The sequence below is a fragment of the Enterobacter sp. MGH 37 genome (assembly GCF_000534515.1).
Taxonomy (GTDB): domain Bacteria; phylum Pseudomonadota; class Gammaproteobacteria; order Enterobacterales; family Enterobacteriaceae; genus Enterobacter; species Enterobacter kobei.
On sequence record NZ_KI973205.1, the window covers coordinates 1,362,272 to 1,383,733 of the forward strand.

A 21,462-nucleotide genomic window follows, 5' to 3' on the forward strand; every position below is an offset into this window, starting at 1 on the left:
AACGCGGTGGAGAAAGGCCAGGACCTGAGCGTCAGCGGCACCAGCGCCAACCTGGCAGAAGGCACCGTGGTCACCGTGACCCTGAACGGCAAGCAGTACACCGCCACCACGGCGGCGGACGGCAGCTGGAGCCTGACGGTTCCGGCGGCAGATCTGGCGGGTCTCGGTCAGGCCAATTACACCCTGAGCGCGACGGCGACCAACGGCGTGGGCAACAGCGTCAGCAACACCGCGAACCTGCTGGTGGATACCGCGCAGCCGACCGTCACCATCAACACCGTGGCGGGCGATAACGTCATTAACGCGGCGGAAGTGGCTTCAGGCCAGACCATCAGCGGCAGCGTGACGAACGCGGAGGCGGGTAATATCGTCACCGTGACCCTTGGCGGTAACAGCTACACCGCGACGGTGCAGAACGATCTGACCTGGTCCGTGAGCGTGCCGGAGTCTGTTCTGACGGCGCTGGGCAACGGCGATTTGACGGTGTCAGCGACCGTGACCAACGGCCACGGCAATACCGGGGCGGGCGAGCGCGAAATCGCTATAGACGCCAGTCTGCCGGGCCTGCGCGTTGATACCGTCGCGGGTGACGACGTGATCAACAGCATCGAACACGGTCAGAACCTGATCGTCACCGGTTCCAGCGACGGGCTGGCGGTGGGAACCACGCTTACCGTGACCGTCAACGGCAAAACGTATGCCGCCTCCGTGCTGGCAGACGGTACCTGGAGCGCGGCAATCCCGGCGGCAGACGTGGGTGCGCTGGCAGCAGGCACGGTCACCGTTACCGTGGCAGGCCAAAGCACCGCGGGTAACCCGGTCTCCATCAGCCACGATGTGAACGTGGATCTGGCCGCGGTCGCCATCAGCATTGATGCGATTGCTACCGACGACGTGATTAACGCGGCGGAGAAAGGCGCGGATCTGGTGCTTTCAGGCAGCACGTCGAACGTTGAGGAAAACCAGACCGTTACCATCACCTTCGCCGGGAAGACGTACACCGCGAAAGTGGATGCCGACGGCAACTGGACGGCTACCGTGCCTTCCGCAGATCTGGCGGGCCTCAAAGACGGCGATGCCAGCGTGCAGGTGAGCGTGACTAACGTGAACGGCAACAGCGCCTCTGCGGGCCGCGAGTACAGTGTGGATGCCACCGCGCCAGCCGTCACCATTGATACGGTCGCGGGCGATAACGTGATCAACGCCAGCGAAGCGTCCGCAGGCGTGGCTATCTCCGGTACCACCACCGCGGAAGCCGGGCAGACGGTTACCGTGACGTTGGGCGGTAAGAGCTACACCGCGCAGGTGCAGCAGGGCGGTATCTGGAGCGTCAACGTGCCGGGCACCGATCTCTCCGCACTGGCGGATAACGGCTATACCGTGCAGGTCAGCGTGAGCGACGCGGCGGGTAACCCGGGCAGCGCGGGTAAAGCGATTACGCTTGATACCACGCCACCGACCGTCAGCGTTAACGTTGTGGCGGGCGATGACGTGATCAACAGCGTGGAACACGGACAGGCGCAGATCGTCAGCGGCACGGCAACCGGCGCGAACGTCGGGGATAAAGTGGTCATTACGCTGGGTTCGAACCAGTACACCACCACCGTTGACGCCAGCGGCAACTGGAGCGTGGGCGTGCCGGCCAGCGTGATTTCCGCGCTGAGCGACGGCACAGTGACGCTGAGCGCAACCATTACCGACAGCGCGGGCAACAGCAGCACCCAGACGCACGACGTGGTGGTCAACACCGCCTCCGTGGCGTTGACGGTAAATACCCTCAGCGGCGATGACGTTATCAACGCGGCAGAAGCGGGTAACGCGCTGGTGATTAATGGCTCCAGCGCCCAGTTTGCCAGCGGTACGCAGGTGACCGTGACCCTGAACGGCAAGACCTACACCGCCACGATTCAGAGCGACGGCACCTGGACGACTACCGTCCCGGCCGCCGACGTAGGCGCACTGGCCGATGGCGCGCGCTATCAGGTGTCTGTTTCGGCGCAGGACAGCGCGGGTAACAGCGCCTCGGCAACGCACGACATCAGCGTAGATACCACCGCGCCGGTGGTAAGCATTGCGACGTTGTCGGGTGACGATGTGCTGAACGCGGCAGAAGCGCAGCAGCCGCTGACGGTTCACGGTGCCTCCAGCGCCGAGGCCGGCCAGACCGTTACCGTGACGCTGGGCGGCAAAACCTATACCGCTACCGTGGCCAACGACGGCACCTGGACGCTGGACGTACCCGCGGCGGATCTGGCCGCGCTGAGCCAGGGGGCGCTGACGGTGACCGCCTCGGTCAACGACAAAGCCGGGAACAGCGGTCAGACGACGCACACCTTAACGGTGGATACCGTCGCGCCGACCGTGACCATCAGCACCGTGGCCGATGACGACATCGTTAACAATGCCGAGCAGCTGGCGGGCCAGACCATCAGCGGTACCACCACGGCGGAACAGGGCCAGACGGTGACCGTCTCCTTCAACGGGCACAGCTATCAGGCCACCGTCGGGGCAGACGGATCGTGGTCGGTCTTCGTGCCGGGCCGTGACTTCCTCGGCCTGAGTGACGGGCAGTACGCGATTACCGCCACGGTGAGTGATAAAGCAGGTAACCCTGGCAGCGCAACGCACGACGTAACGCTGAACGGTGATGTCCCAACTATCACCATCAACACCTTTGCGGAAGATGACATTGTCAGCGCCGCCGAACACGGCACGCCGCTGGTCATCAGCGGCACCACCGACGCGCCTGCGGGCCAGACGGTGACCATCACGCTGAACGGTAAAACCTACACGGCGACCGTTCAGAATGACGGTACCTGGCGCTATACGGTCGGAAGCGCAGACGTGACCGCGCTGGCGGACGGCGGTTCGTACGTCATTAACGCGCAGGTCAGCAACACCATCGGCAACAGCGGCAGCGATAACCACAGCGTCACCGTGGATCTCACCGCGCCGTCGATGGGCATCAGCATTGATTCTCTGCAAAACGACACTGGCCTGAGCGCGAGTGATTTCATCACCAACGACGCTCAGGTCGTGGTCAACGGCTCGCTGACCGCGCAGCTCGGCAATAACGAGAAGGCGCAGATCAGCCTCGACGGTGGGGCAACCTGGATTGACCTGACCGTGACCGGCACCACATGGCGTTATACGGACGGCCGCACCCTGACCGACGGGACCTATCAGTATCAGGTGCGGGTGATTGATAACGCGGGCAACGTGGGGTCAACGGACAGCCAGGACGTGGTCATTGATCTGACGAAACCGGCGGCAACGACCATTACCGTGGATTCCGTTTCCCAGGATACCGGCCTGTCCGACAGTGACTTCATCACCAGCGACAACCAGATCAGCCTGAAAGGGACGCTCGGCGCGGCGCTGGGCAGCGGTGACCACGCGCAGATCAGCCTCGACGGCGGTCTGACCTGGACCGACGTCAGCGTCAGCGGGCTGAGCTGGACGTATGTCGATGGCCGTACGCTGGCCGACGGAGATTACAACTACCAGCTGCGCGTGATTGACGACGCTGGGAATATCAGCGCCACCACCAGCCAGGTGGTGACCATTGATACCGTCGCGCCGGACGCCAGCAAAACCATCGCCATCGACCGCATCAGCGACGATACCGGCCTGAGCAGCAGCGACTTTATCACCAACGATACGTCCCTGACGCTGCACGGCTCGCTCGGCGCGACGCTGGCTGACGGCGAGTACGCCCAGATCAGCATCGACGGCGGCGTCACCTGGCAGAACGTGATTGTGACCGGCAACAGCTGGTACTACGTCGACAGCCGCACGCTCGGGAACCAGACCTATGACTACTACGTTCGCGTGGTGGATGCGGCGGGCAACGTGGGGGCCAGCGCTCATCAGCAGGTGACCGTTGATACGGTCGCCCCGGATGCGGCGATTACGGTGACCGTGGATAACATTACCGTCGACACCGGGTTTGACAACAATGACTTCCTGACCAGTTCGACCTCGTACACGCTGCACGGCACGCTTGGCGCAGAGCTGGGGGCGGGTGAGTTCGTTCAGGTGAGCATGGATGGCGGCACCACCTGGGTGTATGCCACCGTGAGCGGGACCCAGTGGAGCTACAGCGATACGCGTACCCTGACCGACGGTAGCCATAACTACCAGGTGCGGGTGATTGACCAGGCGGGTAACGTCGGGGCAACCACCTCGCAGGCGGTGACGGTGGATACTCAGGCGCCGCAGTATGGCATCACCATCGACAGCATCAGTGAAGATACCGGTCAGTCCGGGAGTGATTTCATCACGATGGACACCACGCTGACCATTAACGGCTCGCTGGGCAACGCGCTGGCAAACGACGAGCGCGTGCAGATAAGCCTTGACGGCGGGAATACCTGGTCTGACGCCACGGTCACCAACCAGCGCTGGAGCTACACCGATACCCGCGATCTGGCGGACGGCGATTACACCTACCAGGTGCGGATCATCGACCAGGCGGGCAACGTGGGCTCTACCGCGTCGCAGGTGGTGACGGTGGATACCACGCCGCCAGACACGGTGGGAACGGTCGTGAGCTATACCGACGTTGAAGGGGAACGTACGGGCACCTTTGGCAGCTCGGTCGCCACTGACGATAACTCACCGGTGATCAACGGGACGCTCAACCGCGCCCCGGACGACGGCGAGATCGTCCAGCTTTACCGCGATGGCGTCTTGCTCGGCCAGGTGACCATGAACGGCAGCGCAAGCTGGTCCTTCCAGGATAACGGCCTGAGCGATGGCAATCACACCTACATTGTGCGTGTCACCGACAAGGCCGGTAACTATACGGAATCGGACGGCTTTGTGCTGAGCGTGGATACCAGCATACCGACCACCACGGCGGCGATTACCGCGCAGACCACGTCGGATACCACGCCGATCGTCAGCGGGACCGTCTCTGCCGATCTGGTGAACGGTGAGTATCTGGTGGTGACGGTGAACGGGAAAACCTACACCTCCCAGACGGGCGGTGCGGTGGTGGTCGATCCGGATCACAACACCTGGTATCTGCAGATCCCGGACAGCGATGCGCTGAACGTCGCGAGCTACAGCGTGACGGCGCAGGTGAAGAGCAGCGCGGGTAACGGCAATACCACCGGGACGACCACCGGCAGCCTGGTGATTGACACCACCACGGTGAATACCGACTGGGCAACCACGGCGGGGAACAGCAACAACTCCACCATGACCCTTGGCATGAACAGCAGCGGTCTGTGGAATATCATTGCGAACGGCCAGTCTTACTCCAGCAGCGATAGCTCGACCTATGCCGGAAATACGCTGACCAACACCCGTAATTACTACGTGGTGAGCCAGACCGCCGCTGACTTTGACCGTAACGGCACGCAGGACATTTTCGCCACGGAGAACACCTACGCGGGATCCACGCAGGTGATGTGGACCTACGATGGTAGCACCTATAACGCCAGCCAGCTGGGAATGGGCACTACCATCTGGTACGGCGGCGTGATTGCGTACGACAAAACCGGTGATGGTTATCTGGATTTGGCCTACGGCGATGCGGGTGCAGACTCCATTACGTACCTGATCAACAACAACGGGGTACTGTCGCCGGACGGCACCAACGGCGGCGCAGGTTTCTGGGGACAATTCACCACCATGCGTGAAATCTCCGGTGTTGACCTGAACAACGACGGTACGGTGGATATTGTTCAGCACACCAACCGCAGCGGCGCGTACTCGTTAACCGTAATCAACAACAACGGCAACGGCACGCTCTCTATCGGCCAGAACCTGACCAACGTGTTTGTGGTCAACGCCGCGAACACCACCACGGCGGCGTCCATGACGTGGGCAGACTTCAACGGCGATGGCTACATGGATCTGTACCTGGGCAGCAGCTACAACAACAACGGCGGGGTGATCTACTACAACGACGGCACCGGGAAGCTCTCTACCACCAAGAGCGCGGTGGAAGCCTCTAACGCGTCGGCGGGGTATCTGTCGGTGGCGGTGGACTGGAACGGCGACGGGCAGATGGACATCATCAAGCTCAGCACCTACGGCGCGTCACAAACGGCAACCCTGTTCACCAACAACGGGTACGGTTCCACCTGGACCTCCAGCCAGCTGGCATCCGGTATCGCCTACGCTACCGGCGTGGCCGCGGTGGACTACAACTGGGACGGCGCGAAGGATCTGCTGGTTTCTCAGCAGAACGGCAAGGTGGTGCTGGTTCAGAACAGCAAAACCATTGCGGACGGCACCGCGATGCATCTGCACATTGTCGATAGCGAGGGTATCAACGCTTACTACGGCAACACGGTCAACCTGTATAACGCCGCAGGCGTGCTGGTGGCCTCGCAGATCATCAACGCCCAGTCCGGTATCGGGTCGAACGATACCTCTGCGCTGGTGAGCTTCTACGGTCTGGATCCGAATGAAACCTACTCGGCAGAGATTGTGAAGATCACCAACGGTGTGTCGGATAACGTCACCTGGAGCGGTCTGGATGCGGGCAACGGCAAAGAGGGCTACGTCCTGACGGCCGAAGCGGCGACCGGCGGCCACAGCGGGACAATCACCGGGACCGGGTATAACGACACCTTCATTGCAGAAGATGGCACCTATACCTACAACGGCTCCGGCGGCTGGAATACCCATTCCGACTACGACACCTGGAGCAACACCGGTGGGATGGACGTGGTGGATTACCGCAATGCGACCTCCGGCGTGACCGTTGACCTGCGCCTTTCAACCGCACAGGACACTGGCTTTGGTACCACACGGCTGTTGAATATTGAAGGCATTAACGGTTCGGACTTCGACGATGTTATCACCGGCAACAGCGCTGATAACCGGTTCGAAGGCCGCGGCGGGAATGACACCTTCAACATCGGCAGCGGCGGTCACGATACGTTGCTCTACAAGCTGATCAACGCGTCGGATGCCACGGGCGGTAACGGTCACGATGTGGTGAACGGCTTTACCGTCGGCACCTGGGAAGGGACGGCGGACACGGACCGTATTGACCTGCGCGATCTGCTCTCAGACAGCGGCTATACCGGCACGGGCTCAGCGAGCTATGTGAACGGCGTGGCGACGCTGGACAGTAGCGCGGGCAATATCACCGATTACATCCGCGTGGTGCAAAACGGCAGCAATACCGAGATCCAGGTTGACCTGGACGGTACCGGCGGCCAGTTCTCGCCAACCACTCTGGTGACGCTGAACGGCGTGCAGACGGATCTGGCGACGCTGCTGGCAAATCATCAACTGTTAATTGCGTAAAACCCTGCCGCGGGGAGCGATCCCCGCGGCCTTTTGGCATTTCTATACACGAATAGCGTTAACCCGGAGATTATGAAGACACATCCACAGTACGAACCCTGGCTGCAGGGCATGCTGATCATCGCGAAGCACTATCGGCTGGACTTTTCCGCGGAACATGTTCGGGTCACGATTAACCATGAAAGTCAGTCTCCGCGCCAGCTGGTGCTGGAGGAGATGGCGCGCCAGCTAGGGCTGGGGATGCGTGTAGTGGCGGCGGAAGCGGTCTCTCTCGATCCGTGGCGTTTACCGCTGCTGGCGGAATTCACCGGCGGACAAATCGCAGTGATTACCCGCATGGACAACGAAGGCAACGTCAGCCTGCAGTTTAGCGGAGACGGTGGCCTGGAGACGACGCTGACGCTGGAAGCGCTCGGGACACGGTTAAAAACCCTGCTGGTGCTGCGCCCGCTGGAGTCCACACCGGATGCCCGCGTGGACGATTACATTAAACCGTATGAGAAAAACTGGTTCTGGCAGCTGGCGCTGAAAGACTGGCGACGCTACAGCGACATTATGCTGGTGGCGCTGGTGGCTAACGTACTGGCTCTCTCTGGCATGGTCTTTTCCATGCAGGTGTACGACAGGGTCGTACCGTCGCAATCAGAAGCCACGCTGTGGGTGCTGTTTGGCGGCGTCATGATTGCCATTGTCTTCGAATTCGTCATGCGCATGCTGCGCGTGCATATATCTGACGTGGTGGGGAAACGCGCCGACCTGCGCATTTCAGAGCGTGTGTTTGCCCACGCGCTGCGGATTAAAAATGGCGCACGCTCCAAATCAACCGGTTCGTTTATTGCGCAGATCCGCGAGCTGGAGTCGGTGCGTGAACTCATCACCTCCACTACCATTGCGGCGATCTCCGATCTGCCGTTCTTCCTGCTGTTCGTCTTTATTCTGTGGATGATTGGCGGCCCGCTGGTGCTGGTGGTGCTTCTCGCCGTGCCGCTGTTGCTGATTCCGGGCCTGCTGGTGCAGCGTCCGCTGGGCAAACTCTCCAGCGAGGGGATGCGCGAATCTGCTATCCGTAACGCCACGCTGGTGGAGGCGGTGCAGGGCATTGAGGACATCAAGCTGATGCGCGCCGAGCAGCGTTTTCAGAACCAGTGGAATAACACCAACGATGTCGCCGCCAGCGTCGGCATGAAGCAGCGCTGGCTGACGGGCCTGCTGCTGACCTGGACCCAGGAAGTGCAGTCTATCGTCTATGCGGTAGTCCTGCTGGTGGGCTGTTATCTGGTGATCAGCGGGGATATGACCACCGGTGCGCTGGTAGGAACCTCGATTCTGGCGTCGCGCACCATCGCGCCGCTGTCGCAGATCTCAGGCGTGCTCTCCCGCTGGCAGTCGGCAAAAGTGGCCCGTAAGGGGCTGGACGACCTGATGCAGCGACCGATTGACGATCCGCAGCACGGGAAGAAGGTGCATAAAGCCCATCTGCGCGGCGACTACGTGCTGGAGGACGTCGGGTTTTACTACGATGAAGAAGAGAAACTCAGCGTGCTTAACATCAGCAAGCTGCAGATCCGTGCCGGGGAGCGCGTGGCGGTGCTTGGCCGAAATGGCTCCGGCAAAAGCACGCTGCTGCAACTTCTGGCGGGCATGCAGGAGCCGCAGCAGGGCAGCATCCTGCTGGACGATATCGCGCTTAACCATCTGGACCCGGCCGATCTGCGTCGCGACATGCAGTTGCTCAGCCAGCAGGCGCGGCTGTTCTTTGGCTCCGTGCGGGACAATATCCTGATGGGTAACCCACTGGCGACTGACGAAGAAATTCATCAGGCGCTGGTGAACAGCGGCGCGCTGGAGTTTGTGCGCAAGCAGAAAATGGGGCTGAACACCCTTATCAATGAAGGCGGCACGGGGCTGTCCGGCGGGCAGCGTCAGGCGCTGCTGCTGGCGCGCGCGCTGATCACTTCTCCGACGATTCTGCTGCTGGATGAGCCTACCGCCTGGCTGGATGAAGTGAGCGAGAAGCAGTTTATTCAGCATCTTCACCAGTGGCTGGGCAAGCGGCGGACGCTGGTGGTGGCCACCCACCGCCTGCCAATTCTGGACCTGGTTGACCGCATCATTGTGCTGGAAAACGGCAAGGTGGTGATGGACGGCCCGCGCGACGCGATCCTGCATCAGCACGGTATGGCGACGCCAAAAGCCGCGCAGCGCACCGTGACCATGAAAGCGGCGGCGGTTGCTGAGGAGGGTGTGGCATGAATGATTTAACCCGTTTTAATAGCCGTCTGAAAGAGCCACGCCTGCCGAGGTCGTCGCTGGTGGCATGGGCGCTGTTCGCCCTGCTGGCGGTATTTATCGCCTGGGCGAGCCTGTTCGAGCTTGATGAAGTCACAACCGGCAGCGGCAAGGTGATTCCGTCTTCGCATGAGCAGGTGATTCAGTCCCTGGAAGGGGGCATTATTCACAGCCTGATGGTGCGCGAAGGCGACATTGTCGAACGCGGTCAGCAGCTTGCGCAGTTAGACCGGACAAAAACCGAGTCCAGCGTGCTGGAGAGTGAGTCCCGTCTGAATGCCGCGCTGGCAACGGCGGCGCGCCTGAAGGCCGAGGTCAACGACACGGCGCTGATTTTTCCCGAAGAACTGGATGACGACGTTGAGCTGGTCAAACAAGAGACGGCGCTCTATCAGTCCCGTCGCGAAAGCCTGGAAAAAGGGCTGGCCGGCCTGCGTCAGGGGGCTGAACTGGTGCAACGAGAACTGTCGTTAACCCGTCCGCTGGTGACCCAGGGGGCGGCCAGCAAGGTGGAGGTGTTACGTCTTGAGCGTCAAAAAAATGAGCTTGAGAATAAAATCACCGAGATGAAAAACCAGTATTACGTTCGCGCCCGTGAAGAACTGGCAAAAGCCAACGCGGAAATTGAAGCTCAGCGTTCGGTGATGAAAGGACGTGAGGATTCCCTGACCCGGCTGACCTTCAATGCGCCGGTGCGTGGCATCGTGAAGGATATTGACGTGACGACCGTGGGCGGCGTTATTCCGCCGAATGGCAAACTGATGAGCCTGGTGCCGCTGGACGATCAGATGGTGGTTGAGGCAAAAATCTCCCCGCGCGACGTGGCATTTATCCATCCCGGCCAGAAAGCGCTGGTAAAAGTGACGGCCTATGACTACTCCATTTACGGTGGGCTGGAAGGGGAAGTGACCATGATTTCACCGGATACTTTGCAGGATGAGGTGAAAAGGGATGTTTACTACTACCGCGTTTATATCCGCACCGACAGTAACCATCTGACCAATAAGCAAGGTAAGGAATTTCCGGTCTTTCCGGGGATGATTGCGACGGTGGATATCAAAACCGGCAGTAAAACCATTCTTGATTATCTGTTGAAGCCGCTCAACAAAGCGAAAGAAGCGCTGCGGGAGAGATAAGGGCAGGGCGTTCGGGGAACCGAACGCCATTTTTATTATACCGTTAATGTGACGTTGTTGGGGTGGCGTCGTTCTTTCGGTACCACGTTAATGTAATGGGTGACATACGCGAAATAGAGTCCGGCATAGTTTTCGACCAGTTCGAGAAAAGCCGGATACACCGACAGGCGGCCGTCACCGCGATCTTTCAGATATCCTGCCTCTTGCGCTGTTTTGATAATCCGGTTGACGTGGATCCGCGAAACAAAGAATTCTTTCGCGAGCGTGCTGGCAGAATAATCAATAACTGCACCATGAGCAGATTTGTTTTTTATGGCCTGCAGATAAAGATAAAGCATAATCATGCGTCCGCCATCTTTATCGATAAATAATCCTACCTCGGGTAACACTTTCCTGAAGGTTAATCCCCGGAAGAGATATTCCGCTGCGCGGCGGAAAAAATTATTTCTCAATGTGTCATTATCCAGCAGGTTTACATCAATATTAAACGTCGGATAAAGAATGCTGACGGGCAAAAATGCACCGGACATATAGCGTTTAAGTTCACTCAATCCTTTTTCGGTCGGGGCTATTCGTGTTTTTCGACGGTCATCCGTACAGCGCCAGGTCCTGATGCGCCCCGTGGTTCTGAGAAGAGTAATGATCGCAATCACACTATTAGGGCTGGCTATTTTATAGCGGGAGCATAGCTCTTTAATCTCAGATACTGACTCGGCCTGATTGCCAAATATAAAACAACACATGGCGAGAATAATGTTGAACCGCGCTTCCTGAAGCATTGTCTTGTAGAACAAAGGTTGTTTTTTATAGATGGTGTCATTAATTGTGTAGTGCTCTAATATTGCCTCACCAAATCGTGGGTTGCTCTTTATAACATCCCGTCGATGTAGCAAGGCCCTGGATGAGATGTGATTATCCATAGCATTTTTCTCGTGTTTGATGAACCGATAGATGAAGTATCCAGTCTTCTTTTTCGGAATTTTCATTATACCTGAGAAACAGTGTTTTGCCGTCGTTATTTGAAAAGAAAGATATATTTACATTTGTCGACAGAAGAGAGAGTGATTAACGCAAAGATGTTCCGGTGCGGAACGTTGATAACAGTATCTTAACCTGATGGCGTACTGTAAAATTATTCTATACACCAGCTGTATTACATATTCCGTATTCATAATAAGAATGGCGATTTTGTGCCCAGGAGCAGGTTATGACCCACAAAATTTCTCACAGAAATGTTGCTCGCGACGATCGGCGGTTTGTCATCTCAACCTGCGGTTTTACCTTCCAGGGGTATGCTTTGCTCCTGAAAAAGTACGGCATAGACGCTTCGCATATCCACTTTGAGGGAGATGATGTCTGCCAACGGGATAGGGAAAATATCCTTAATAATCAACATGCTAATATTGTTGTGTTTCCGGGTAAAGGGATTGTCACTCTGCTGGAAAGTCTGACGCGGCTGGCATCCGTACTGAATGCATTGCCTGTTATCCGATGCGTGACCCTTTATAGTGATATACCTGACAGCTGGTTATATCGCACCCTGGGTAGCCTTTTACATAACAGCCATCAATTATCACTGATTCGGATCGCCAGCGTTTCTGATGTCATCAACTGCTTCCATACCCATAATAAGGGGTTTAAAGACCACTCGCGATTATTACGCGATCACTGTCTGGGGTATTCTCCGCAGGAAAATCTGAAATGGCTAACAAGAAGAGAAATTGACGTTTTATTGAATTTCTACCGCGGAATGTCCGTAAAAGATCTGTGCGAAAAGCTGGGGCTTTCAAATAAAACGGTTTATACCCATCGTAAGGAAGGTGTGCAGAAGTTACATTATATTAAACGATGGTTAAACGATCCGCATAACTTCAAAGCGGAAAGAAGTCACAAAAACAATCGTCTTAAAGCAGAATTGACGGATAAAGAAGCAGATATTTTTAATGCTCTGGTGAAAAGGGAGATCTTCCCGGCCTACCAGATCATTACCGATCGCGACAAAAAAGGGGTGGGCTTTGAGATACTGATCCGCTGGAATAAAAACGGCAAAATAGTCAAGCCAGCCTTTTTTCTTAATGACATTTCAAATCACGAGATATGGTTAAAAATAACGGCCCTGGTGATCCACGCTGCCGTGTCCGGGATTAATAAATATAATGGGAAATTCTATTTTTCAGTCAATATTACGCCTCGTCTCGCTTCCGGGAAAGCGTTGCCGGAGATGGCCCGGAAAGCCATCGGCATGTTGCTCAAACCCCAGTGGGCGGAAAAGCTTGTCTTTGAATTTGCAGAAGATATCGATGTGACCAAAGACAAGAAGATCCCTGAAACCATGCGGCATCTGCGTAATACCGGGTGCAGACTGTTTCTGGATGACTGCTTCTCTAACCATCACACCATGTTTCCTGTCAGGCAGGTGCATTTTGACGGGTTGAAACTGGACCGTGACATCGTCGAGCATTTTGTGGCGAACGACAACGATTATAATCTGATTAAAGCGATTCAGATATACAGCGACATGACCGGAACGGACTGCATTGCTGAAGGGGTGGACAGTGAAGAGAAATTTGAAAAATTAGTCGAACTGGGCGTGAAAAACTTTCAGGGATATTATCTCTCACGGGCTGTGAAGGAGGAGGAATTAGATCGCATGGTAAGACAGTTTAGCTAAAAATAAAGCCCCGAAGGGCCTTGATTATTTACGACCCAGTAGCAGGCCGAGAACAATACCGACGGCACCGGCGGCGATAAGGCCGGTTAGCGGGTTATTTCTGACCGCTTCTGTTACATCAGAAACCGCATCGCTGGCCTGCGCGGCATATTTTTTAGCCGCGCCTTTTACCTGGTGCTTTGGTGAATCGACGAATTCACCAAACTGCTGCTGTGCAGAACCTGCAATTTCATCGAGCTTATTTTTTGCTTTATCTTCAGCAAACTGGGTGTTTTTATCAGTACCGAAATCAGACATCTTTGCCTCCTTGTGTTGATAATTAAAGGATAGCCGCTCTTTGCAGATATGAGAGACGAAAGGTTAATTTCGGCACCTGGCAGGGCTGTTTTCGGATATATCTCTGTGCGAAAGGACTCGCACAGAGAGACGCTGTTATTCGGCAAAACTCAGCAGCGCGTCGCCATCAAGGCGATAGCGCACCCATTCAGACTGCGGCAGCGCGCCAATGCTCAGGTAAAAATCAATGGCGGGCTGGTTCCAGTCCAGAACGCTCCATTCCAGGCGACCACACTGCCGCTTTACCGCGAGTTGCGCGATATGTTTCAGTAACGCTCTTCCCGCGCCTTTACCGCGATACTCTGGGGAAACGTACAGGTCTTCCATATAGATCCCGTTGCGTCCGAGCCAGGTTGAATAGCTGGTGAAGAACACGGCATAGCCGATGATGTTGCCTTCATACTCAGCGATCAACGCTTCGGTGTTACTTCCCGCGCCAAAGAGCGTTTCACGGATCTCCTCTGGCGTGGTAACCACTTCTTCCGGCGCTTTTTCATAGACTGCCAGCTCGTAGATCATGGCGTAAATGGCCGCGGCATCTTCGGGACGGGCCTGACGAAGGATAATGCTCATTGTTATTCCTGCTTTTTGTCTGTTTCGCGATTGATGGCGTTAAGCATACGGAGTATTGTCCGAAGAATTAAGTGCAATGAAATCAACAAATGATGAATATTATGCATCCGACTTTACGACGTCTTGATTTAAACCTGTTGCCCGTTTTCGACGCGATTTACCGCCATCGTTCTGTTCGTCTGGCAGCCGATGAGCTGGCGATGAGCACATCGGCACTGAGCCATGCGCTTTCGCGTCTGCGCGCGACGCTGAACGATCCGCTCTTTTTCCGGGAAGGGCATCGTATGTCCCCCAGCGTGTATGCTTCTCAGCTCGCACCTTCCATCGCTTCCGCACTGTCATTCCTGAATCATGAGCTGACCCCGCAGCCGGAGTTTGACGCCCCCAGCAGTACCGAGAGCTTACACATTGCGATTACGGATTTTACCGCGCTTTGCGTTTTTCCGACCCTGATGCACTCCTTGCAGCATGCTGCCCCTGGTTTGCGTTTTGAATTGCGTTATTTGCCCCACAGCCCGGCGCTGACGGAGCTATTAGCCGGGGAAGTGGATCTGGCGCTCGGGTTCAGTACCTCGGAGGATATTCGTCATCCGGAACTGGAGGAGATAGGCTGGTTCGAAGATGAGTATGTGGTCATCAGTAACGCCAGCCGGACACGGCTGACGCTGGAGGATTATCTCGCGGCCCGACATCTGGTGGTCACGCCCTGGAATGAGAAACAAGGGGTTCTGGATCTGCGGCTTGAACAGTTGGGCTATACCCGGCACATAGCGATCAAAACGCCGTCGATGCTCAGCGCCCCGTTTATCGTTGCACAAAGCGATCTGCTGATGGCGATCCCGCGGTTTGCGGCTGAGAAGCTGGTCGCGGCTGCGGATCTCAGGATATTTGCTTTACCGTTTTCAATCCGCGCGTTTGAAGTGAAAATTTACTCGCATAAACGCAGCGGCCAGCGGGGGGCGACCCGCTGGCTTAAGGAGGAACTGCATAAACTGGCGCAGGCGGTAAGACGTTCAGCTGATGGCGGGGGAAGTCATCCGTCTTAATTTAACGGCAGATAGATATCCGTTTGCAGCGCATGTTCCGGCACCTCGTGGACAAAATTGAGGTAGTGGAAAAATACCGGTGCATCGCGCAGCGTTTCGCCGCTGTCTGGTAGCCAGTCGCGGAACATCGCCCATACCGTGTTGGAGATCGTATCCAGCGAGCCGGTGTGACGCCCGACAGCGTATCGTCCGCCTTTGATTTCACCATTGGCAACCCCGAACGCATTTTCTGGTACTGCCTCCGTAACGCTGCCACAGATATCGAAGCGAAAGGCATCGGCAGGTGTGGTTGCCGGGTCGTCCCAGGCGATGCCAAACGTGCTGCTTTCGCGTACTGGCGATAGCCCCGTGGCCTTACGCCAGGCGATAAATGTCGCCGCGCTGTCATTAACCCGATCCGGGCTGTCACGGTGTTGCAGCATGGCCACGTGAGTTTGGGGGAAATCAACAATTTTAACGTCCATCGATTTTTGCTCCTGAAAGGTCATTTTCGGTACGCGCTGGTGCCAGCTTAGCCAGTCCGGCTGCTGCCGGAACTGACGCGGGCTCTTTCCAAACGCGGTTTTGAAGGCGCGGCTGAACGATTCGGGGTTCTGGAAACCGGCATCGAGCGCAATATCAATCACCTTATCCTGCGGATTAAAGGCCAGTCGCCAGGAGGCTCGGCGCAGGCGTAGCCACTGGATATAGCGATACAGCGGCTGACCACTGAACGCCAGAAACTGACGATGAAAATGATAAGGTGAAGAGCTGGCTATCGCGCTGAGCTTTTCCAGCGTGAGCGGTTCATCCAGGTGGTGGGCAATATAGTCGCACACCCTGTATAAGCGCTCACGGTATGCCGATTTGGCTGCATCGTTCATGACATCCTCCTGATGATCTACTTTGCCCGAGCGTTAGGGCAGGATCCTGACCGATCTTGCGCAATGTTCCTCTCTCCGTGCAAGGTCACAGCGTGCCCGGCATCTGCGCCGCCTGTGAGCTCAGGATTTAAGCATATAAACACACGATTTTATTGTCTGCCCGCTAGAAGTCGTCACGTCTACCGGTACACGCTCATATTCAGCGCCTTCAAATTCATCGAGTACATCCCAGTGATTAGGCAAATTCACTGAAGTAAAAATAAAACCTTGAACACGATTACCTGAATCATCCAGCACGATCCCCGGATACCCCATCTCAGCACCCCAGCCTTTATTTATCAGAGAACCGCCAACGTGCCCTTTCTGCCAGGTACCACCGATACTCTCAAGAATATGAGCATTAGGCCGACCAGGGCCAAGCGTCCCTTATACGAACAAACTTTCCACTATCCCTCCGATTATCATTATGAAAATGAAATGGTTGTTTTTGCCGATTTTGATTTTGGGACGATGGCCTGACAAATCATTTGTTCTCACACTACGTGTGAATTATTATCACACGTATGATGTTAGATCGTCTCCCACCACTGCAAACTCTCCGGGCTTTTGAAGCCACTGCCAGGCTCTCCAGCATGACGCTGGCGGCAGCGGAGATGCACGTTACGCATGGCGCGATAAGCCGGCAAATCCGGAAGCTCGAAGAGCATCTGGGGATGAAGCTATTTCGAAGACTTACACGACAGATAATCCTGACGGAGGAGGGGGCTGAATTCCACCTTGCGGTTACCCGCCTTCTTAGTGATTTATTGAGGGAGTCCGAGCGTTTGCGCGGAAGAAATCCGGCAAAAAGTTTGCGTATCAGTACAACGGTATCCTTTGCCAGTAAGTGGCTGGCCCCGCGTCTTAGTCGTTTCAGGCAGCAATATCCTGAATTTGATATTGAGCTCGACGTCACTGACATTAATGTGGATCTCAACGACGGTCAGGTAGATGCTGCAATTCGTTACGGCCTGGGCAATTATCGCGACGTGACTTCTGAGCGTATCTTGAATGAAACCGTCACCCCTGTCTGTAGCCCGGGTTTTTTAAGGGAACATAACGGTCTGAAAGACATTAAGGAACTTTCAAACTGCGTTCTCCTTCATGAATACAGAATGCTGGCGAACTGGGAGGCATGGTTTGAAATGGCCGGAGAGAAAAATTTCAAATGCCCTCAGGGACCCGTATGGACCCTCGGCAGCATGGCGACTGAAGCCGCTATACGGGGTGAAGGTGTGGCTCTTGGTCGCAGTATTCTGATTGCCGATGATGTCGCTGCGGGAAGGCTTGTTGTGCCGTTTCCGCAATACATACTTCAGGCGGAGCGGGGATACGATCTCGTTTTCCGTTCAGATAATAAGGATTCATATAAAATACGAATTCTTAGACAGTGGCTGCTTGAAGAAATACGCGTGCTAAAAGAGTGAAAAGTGAACACAGCATAGTCCGCTATATACGCATTTTATAGCCCTGATTAAAGTCAGGGCCTTTTTATATTAATTCCTGGCCTGAATATTATTGCCTTACGTAATGTCCACCGATGGAATGTACGGTGATGTTGCAGCCGATTTTTGTATAAACAACGCGATGTTCCTGGGTCAGCCTGAACGAATAGGTATCCCCGTGCAGCTTCTCTGGATTTGCATCACAGACAGAATTAGCCGCCGTCTTCGGATCATGTCCAAAATCCCGGACCTTTCTCCGCCACTCGTAGTATTTGCGCATTGCAGCGTGTGGAACGGGAACGTGCTTATTTTTGCTAAAGCGACTTTGTTGTTCACAATCAGTAAAATTGTAATACGTCATACAACCTCCTTATTTCACGTTGAGAGATATTACCCACTCTCTTAGGGTGGTTATTCATAAAAGATGTGATTTCCCTTTGAAACTTACTGTTTACAGAAAGTTGGTTTCATTGATACCATACCCCCCTATAGTATCAGGAGGGCGTATGCCGCATTCACCCGAAGATAAAAAACGTATTCTTACTCGCGTCCGTCGCATTCGGGGCCAGGTCGATGCCCTTGAACGCGCACTGGAGTCGGGCGATCCCTGTCTGGCTATCCTGCAGCAAATTGCCGCCGTGCGCGGTGCTGCCAATGGCCTGATGGGCGAAATGGTAGAAATTCATCTCAAAGATGAGCTGGTGACGGGAGAGACAACGCCGGATCAGCGAGCCGTGCGCATGGCAGAAGTCGGCCATTTGCTGCGCTCTTATCTAAAATAAACCCACACACCTGACAAAAAGGGAAGACCTATGAAATCTCGCGCTGCTGTTGCATTTGGCCCCGGCCAGCCGCTGAAAATCGTTGAAATCGACGTCGCACCACCGAAAAAAGGCGAAGTGCTGATCAAAATTACCCATACCGGCGTGTGCCATACCGATGCGTTCACGCTGTCCGGCGACGATCCGGAAGGTGTTTTCCCGGCGGTATTGGGACACGAAGGCGGCGGGATCGTGGTGGAGGTGGGCGAGGGCGTGACCAGCCTGAAGCCTGGCGATCACGTTATCCCGCTGTACACGGCGGAATGCGGCGAGTGTAAGTTCTGTAAATCCGGCAAGACCAACCTCTGCCAGGCTGTTCGCGCCACGCAGGGCAAAGGGCTGATGCCTGACGGGACGACCCGTTTCTCTTATAACGGCGAGCCGATTTACCACTACATGGGCACCAGCACCTTCAGCGAGTATACCGTTTGCGCGGAGATCTCTCTGGCGAAGGTGAACCCGCAGGCGCCGCTGGATAAAGTCTGCCTGCTGGGCTGCGGCGTGACGACCGGCATTGGCGCGGTCCATAACACGGCAAAAGTCAAAGAGGGGGATACCGTGGCGGTGTTCGGTCTCGGCGGCATTGGTCTGGCGGTGATTCAGGGCGCGGTGCAGGCGAAGGCCGGGCGTATTATTGCGGTCGACACTAACCCGGAGAAATTCAAACTGGCGGGTGAAATGGGCGCGACCGATTTCGTTAACCCGAAAGATCACGAAAAACCGATTCAGGATGTCATTGTTGAGATGACCGACGGCGGCGTGGACTTCAGCTTTGAGTGTATCGGCAACGTTAACGTCATGCGTTCCGCGCTGGAATGCTGCCACAAAGGCTGGGGCGAGAGCATCATTATTGGTGTGGCCGGCGCGGGTCAGGAGATTAAAACCCGTCCATTCCAGCTGGTCACCGGACGCGTGTGGCGCGGTTCCGCGTTTGGCGGCGTGAAGGGCCGTACCCAGCTTCCGGGGATGGTTGAAGATGCTATGGTCGGTAAGATTCAGCTCGATCCGTTCATTACTCACCGTTTGCCGCTGGAGCAGATCAACGAAGCGTTTGATCTGATGCACGACGGAAAATCCATCCGTACCGTTATTCATTTCGGCGACAAGTAACTCTTCTGCCAGCGGTTTTTAGCCGCTGGCATTTCTTTAATAATCTTCTCTAAAGTGTGACCAGTGCGGCGTTTTTAGCCGTAATCTTAATCCCTGCCGTGCCGATGACTACTTAACAGGCGTGTTTTTACGCATCTTACCTATAAGAGAGTCGACGGTCATGGACAACACTACTTCGATGCAGGCGCAGCGTAAGCTGGGCTTCTTGCATCACATCAGGCTGGTTCCGCTGTTTTCCTCCATTCTCGGTGGCATTATTTTGCTGTTTGCCTTGAGCTCGGGTCTGGCGGGATATTTCCTGCTGCAGGCCGATAACGATCTGCAGGATGTCACATCAGAGATTCAGGTGCGTATGGGGCTGTCGAACAGCTCAAACCATCTGCGCACCGCGCGTATCAATCTGATCCACGCCGGCGCGGCAAGCCGTATCGCAGAGATGGATGCGATGAAGCAGAACATCAGCGAGGCGGAAACGCGTATCAAGCAGTCCCAGGATAGCTTTAACGCGTATATGAATCGCTCCGTGCGTACCGCTGAAGACGAAGCGCTGGATGCTGACCTGAAAGCGCGCTACGACGCCTATATCGCGGGCATGCAGCCGATGGTCAAATTTGCCAAAAACGGCATGTTCGAAGCGATCATCAACCACGAAAATGAAACCGCGCGCCCGCTGGATGACGCTTACAATGCCGTGCTGCTGAAGGCGATTAAGATCCGCACCGACCGTGCCAATGCGCTAACGGCGCAGGCGCACAGCCGCACGCAGCTGGGGCTGATGTTTATGGTGGGCGCGTTTGTGCTGGCGCTGGTATTGACCGCGATGACCTTCGTTGTGCTGCGCCGCACGGTCATTTATCCGCTACAGCGTGCTGCGAAACGTATCGAGAATATTGCAAAAGGTGACCTGACGATGCCGGACGATGTGGCCGGACGCAGCGAAATTGGCCGTCTGACGCGCGATCTGCAAACCATGCAGCACTCCCTCGAAACAACGGTTGGCACCGTGCGTCAGGGCGCGGAGGAGATCTATCGCGGAACCAGCGAGATTTCTGCCGGTAATACTGACCTCTCTTCGCGCACCGAGCAGCAGGCCGCGGCCATTGAGCAGACCGCCGCGAGCATGGAACAGTTAACCGCCACGGTGAAACAGAACGCTGATAACGCGCATCATGCCAGCAAGCTGGCGGAAGATGCCTCCGGAAAAGCCAGCCGTGGCGGCCAGATGGTCTCCGGCGTGGTCAAAACGATGGGCAACATCTCCAGCAGTTCGAAGAAGATCTCTGAGATTACCGCCGTGATTAACAGCATTGCTTTCCAGACCAATATTCTGGCACTGAACGCGGCGGTAGAAGCGGCGCGCGCGGGTGAACAGGGGCGTGGATTTGCGGTGGTAGCCAGTGAAGTGCGTACGCTGGCAAGCCGTAGCGCCAACGCGGCAAAAGAGATCGAAAGCCTGATCAATGAGTCGGTTTCCCTTATCGATCAGGGGTCGGGTGAGGTGGTGGCTGCGGGTAACACCATGAATGAAATCGTCGACGCGGTTAAGCGCGTGACCGACATCATGCTGGAAATTGCCGCCGCATCGGATGAGCAGAGCCGCGGTATTGTGCAGGTCAGCCAGGCGATTTCGGAGATGGATAAAGTGACCCAGCAGAACGCCTCGCTGGTGGAAGAAGCATCCGCAGCCGCGGCATCCCTGGAAGAACAGGGCGCACGTCTGACCGAGGCTGTGGGGGCATTTCGTTTAAGCGGCGCGAAGCCTGGCCGCGCGGTGACGTCTGTGCCAGTGGCGAAGAACGCGCCGTTGCGCCCGGCGGCGACGGTTTCCGGAGATAACTGGGAGACGTTCTGAGTCGCCAGC

14 protein-coding genes and 1 pseudogene are annotated in these 21,462 nt (G+C 56.0%); 9 read left to right on the plus strand and 6 right to left on the minus strand.

Going from position 1 to position 21,462, the window contains the following annotated elements:
- From L383_RS17170 to L383_RS17160, 3 genes are all read left to right on the plus strand, one after another.
- A partial coding sequence (locus L383_RS17170) for an Ig-like domain-containing protein (protein ID WP_032628955.1) occupies positions 1 to 7,272 on the plus strand: 7,272 nt, incomplete at its 5' end.
- 72 nt (positions 7,273 to 7,344) lie between these two features.
- On the plus strand, positions 7,345 to 9,525 hold the full coding sequence (locus L383_RS17165) for a type I secretion system permease/ATPase (protein ID WP_014883769.1): 2,181 nt from the start codon (positions 7,345 to 7,347) through the stop codon (positions 9,523 to 9,525).
- A complete protein-coding gene (locus L383_RS17160; RefSeq protein ID WP_023330375.1) occupies positions 9,522 to 10,697 on the plus strand; it encodes an HlyD family type I secretion periplasmic adaptor subunit in 1,176 nt (391 codons plus the stop codon). Before L383_RS17165 ends, L383_RS17160 begins: the two co-directional genes overlap by 4 nt.
- 35 nt (positions 10,698 to 10,732) lie before the next feature.
- On the opposite strand, the gene L383_RS17155 is transcribed toward L383_RS17160, so the two are convergent.
- Entirely contained in the window at positions 10,733 to 11,617 is an 885-nt protein-coding gene (locus tag L383_RS17155; protein WP_032629235.1) for a hypothetical protein, read from the minus strand.
- 287 nt (positions 11,618 to 11,904) lie between these two features.
- On the opposite strand from L383_RS17155, the gene L383_RS17150 reads away from it, so the two are divergent.
- A complete protein-coding gene (locus L383_RS17150; protein ID WP_023330376.1) occupies positions 11,905 to 13,368 on the plus strand; it encodes an EAL domain-containing protein in 1,464 nt (487 codons plus the stop codon).
- Between the two features lie 24 nt (positions 13,369 to 13,392).
- Here L383_RS17150 and L383_RS17145 read toward each other — a convergent pair whose 3' ends face one another.
- Both L383_RS17145 and L383_RS17140 read right to left on the minus strand, forming a co-directional pair.
- The gene (locus tag L383_RS17145) at positions 13,393 to 13,665 is read right to left on the minus strand and encodes an ElaB/YgaM/YqjD family protein (RefSeq protein WP_014883773.1); all 273 of its coding nucleotides are present in this window, start codon (positions 13,663 to 13,665) and stop codon (positions 13,393 to 13,395) included.
- 135 nt (positions 13,666 to 13,800) lie between these two features.
- Positions 13,801 to 14,277, minus strand: a complete 477-nt coding sequence (locus L383_RS17140; protein WP_014883774.1) for a GNAT family N-acetyltransferase — start codon at positions 14,275 to 14,277, stop codon at positions 13,801 to 13,803.
- 89 nt (positions 14,278 to 14,366) lie between these two features.
- Between L383_RS17140 and L383_RS17135 the strand changes: the two genes are divergently transcribed.
- Positions 14,367 to 15,323 (plus strand): LysR family transcriptional regulator, encoded by a 957-nt coding sequence (locus tag L383_RS17135; RefSeq protein ID WP_014883775.1) that lies wholly within the window; start codon positions 14,367 to 14,369, stop codon positions 15,321 to 15,323.
- On the opposite strand, the gene L383_RS17130 is transcribed toward L383_RS17135, so the two are convergent.
- Together L383_RS17130 and L383_RS24860 are read right to left on the minus strand one after the other, a co-directional pair.
- Complete coding sequence (locus L383_RS17130; protein WP_023330377.1) at positions 15,320 to 16,186, minus strand: AraC family transcriptional regulator; 867 nt, start codon at positions 16,184 to 16,186, stop codon at positions 15,320 to 15,322. The genes L383_RS17135 and L383_RS17130 overlap by 4 nt on opposite strands.
- A 120-nt stretch (positions 16,187 to 16,306) precedes the next feature.
- Positions 16,307 to 16,633, minus strand: a pseudogene (locus L383_RS24860) (gamma-glutamylcyclotransferase family protein).
- Between the two features lie 119 nt (positions 16,634 to 16,752).
- Between L383_RS24860 and gcvA the strand changes: the two are divergent.
- Positions 16,753 to 17,652, plus strand: coding sequence for a transcriptional regulator GcvA (gene gcvA, locus L383_RS17125; RefSeq protein ID WP_032629240.1), 900 nt, complete (start codon positions 16,753 to 16,755; stop codon positions 17,650 to 17,652).
- An 88-nt stretch (positions 17,653 to 17,740) separates the two neighbouring features.
- Here the strand turns inward: gcvA and L383_RS17120 are convergent, their stop codons facing one another.
- Positions 17,741 to 18,031 (minus strand): hypothetical protein, encoded by a 291-nt coding sequence (locus tag L383_RS17120; RefSeq protein ID WP_023330379.1) that lies wholly within the window; start codon positions 18,029 to 18,031, stop codon positions 17,741 to 17,743.
- 145 nt (positions 18,032 to 18,176) lie between these two features.
- Between L383_RS17120 and L383_RS17115 the strand changes: the two genes are divergently transcribed.
- From L383_RS17115 to L383_RS17105, 3 genes are all read left to right on the plus strand, one after another.
- Positions 18,177 to 18,452 carry a metal/formaldehyde-sensitive transcriptional repressor gene (locus L383_RS17115; protein WP_003857256.1) on the plus strand — a complete coding sequence of 92 codons (276 nt, stop codon included), beginning with the start codon at positions 18,177 to 18,179 and terminating at the stop codon, positions 18,450 to 18,452.
- Between the two features lie 30 nt (positions 18,453 to 18,482).
- Complete coding sequence (locus L383_RS17110) at positions 18,483 to 19,601, plus strand: S-(hydroxymethyl)glutathione dehydrogenase/class III alcohol dehydrogenase (RefSeq protein WP_014883778.1); 1,119 nt, start codon at positions 18,483 to 18,485, stop codon at positions 19,599 to 19,601.
- A 160-nt stretch (positions 19,602 to 19,761) separates the two neighbouring features.
- On the plus strand, positions 19,762 to 21,453 hold the full coding sequence (locus L383_RS17105) for a methyl-accepting chemotaxis protein (protein WP_023330380.1): 1,692 nt from the start codon (positions 19,762 to 19,764) through the stop codon (positions 21,451 to 21,453).
- Positions 21,454 to 21,462 lie beyond the last annotated feature (9 nt).

Bases quoted from the DNA above. Each gene is read 5' to 3' on its own strand.
- L383_RS17140 (WP_014883774.1), bottom strand. From the start codon at position 14,277: ATGAGCATTATCCTTCGTCAGGCCCGTCCCGAAGATGCCGCGGCCATT.
- gcvA (WP_032629240.1), top strand. From the start codon at position 16,753: ATGTTAGATCGTCTCCCACCACTGCAAACTCTCCGGGCTTTTGAAGCC.
- L383_RS17150 (WP_023330376.1), top strand. From the start codon at position 11,905: ATGACCCACAAAATTTCTCACAGAAATGTTGCTCGCGACGATCGGCGG.
- L383_RS17155 (WP_032629235.1), bottom strand. From the start codon at position 11,617: ATGGATAATCACATCTCATCCAGGGCCTTGCTACATCGACGGGATGTT.
- L383_RS17110 (WP_014883778.1), top strand. From the start codon at position 18,483: ATGAAATCTCGCGCTGCTGTTGCATTTGGCCCCGGCCAGCCGCTGAAA.
- L383_RS17120 (WP_023330379.1), bottom strand. From the start codon at position 18,031: ATGACGTATTACAATTTTACTGATTGTGAACAACAAAGTCGCTTTAGC.
- L383_RS17165 (WP_014883769.1), top strand. From the start codon at position 7,345: ATGAAGACACATCCACAGTACGAACCCTGGCTGCAGGGCATGCTGATC.
- L383_RS17160 (WP_023330375.1), top strand. From the start codon at position 9,522: ATGAATGATTTAACCCGTTTTAATAGCCGTCTGAAAGAGCCACGCCTG.
- L383_RS17145 (WP_014883773.1), bottom strand. From the start codon at position 13,665: ATGTCTGATTTCGGTACTGATAAAAACACCCAGTTTGCTGAAGATAAA.
- L383_RS17130 (WP_023330377.1), bottom strand. From the start codon at position 16,186: ATGAACGATGCAGCCAAATCGGCATACCGTGAGCGCTTATACAGGGTG.
- L383_RS17135 (WP_014883775.1), top strand. From the start codon at position 14,367: ATGATGAATATTATGCATCCGACTTTACGACGTCTTGATTTAAACCTG.
- L383_RS17105 (WP_023330380.1), top strand. From the start codon at position 19,762: ATGGACAACACTACTTCGATGCAGGCGCAGCGTAAGCTGGGCTTCTTG.
- L383_RS17115 (WP_003857256.1), top strand. From the start codon at position 18,177: ATGCCGCATTCACCCGAAGATAAAAAACGTATTCTTACTCGCGTCCGT.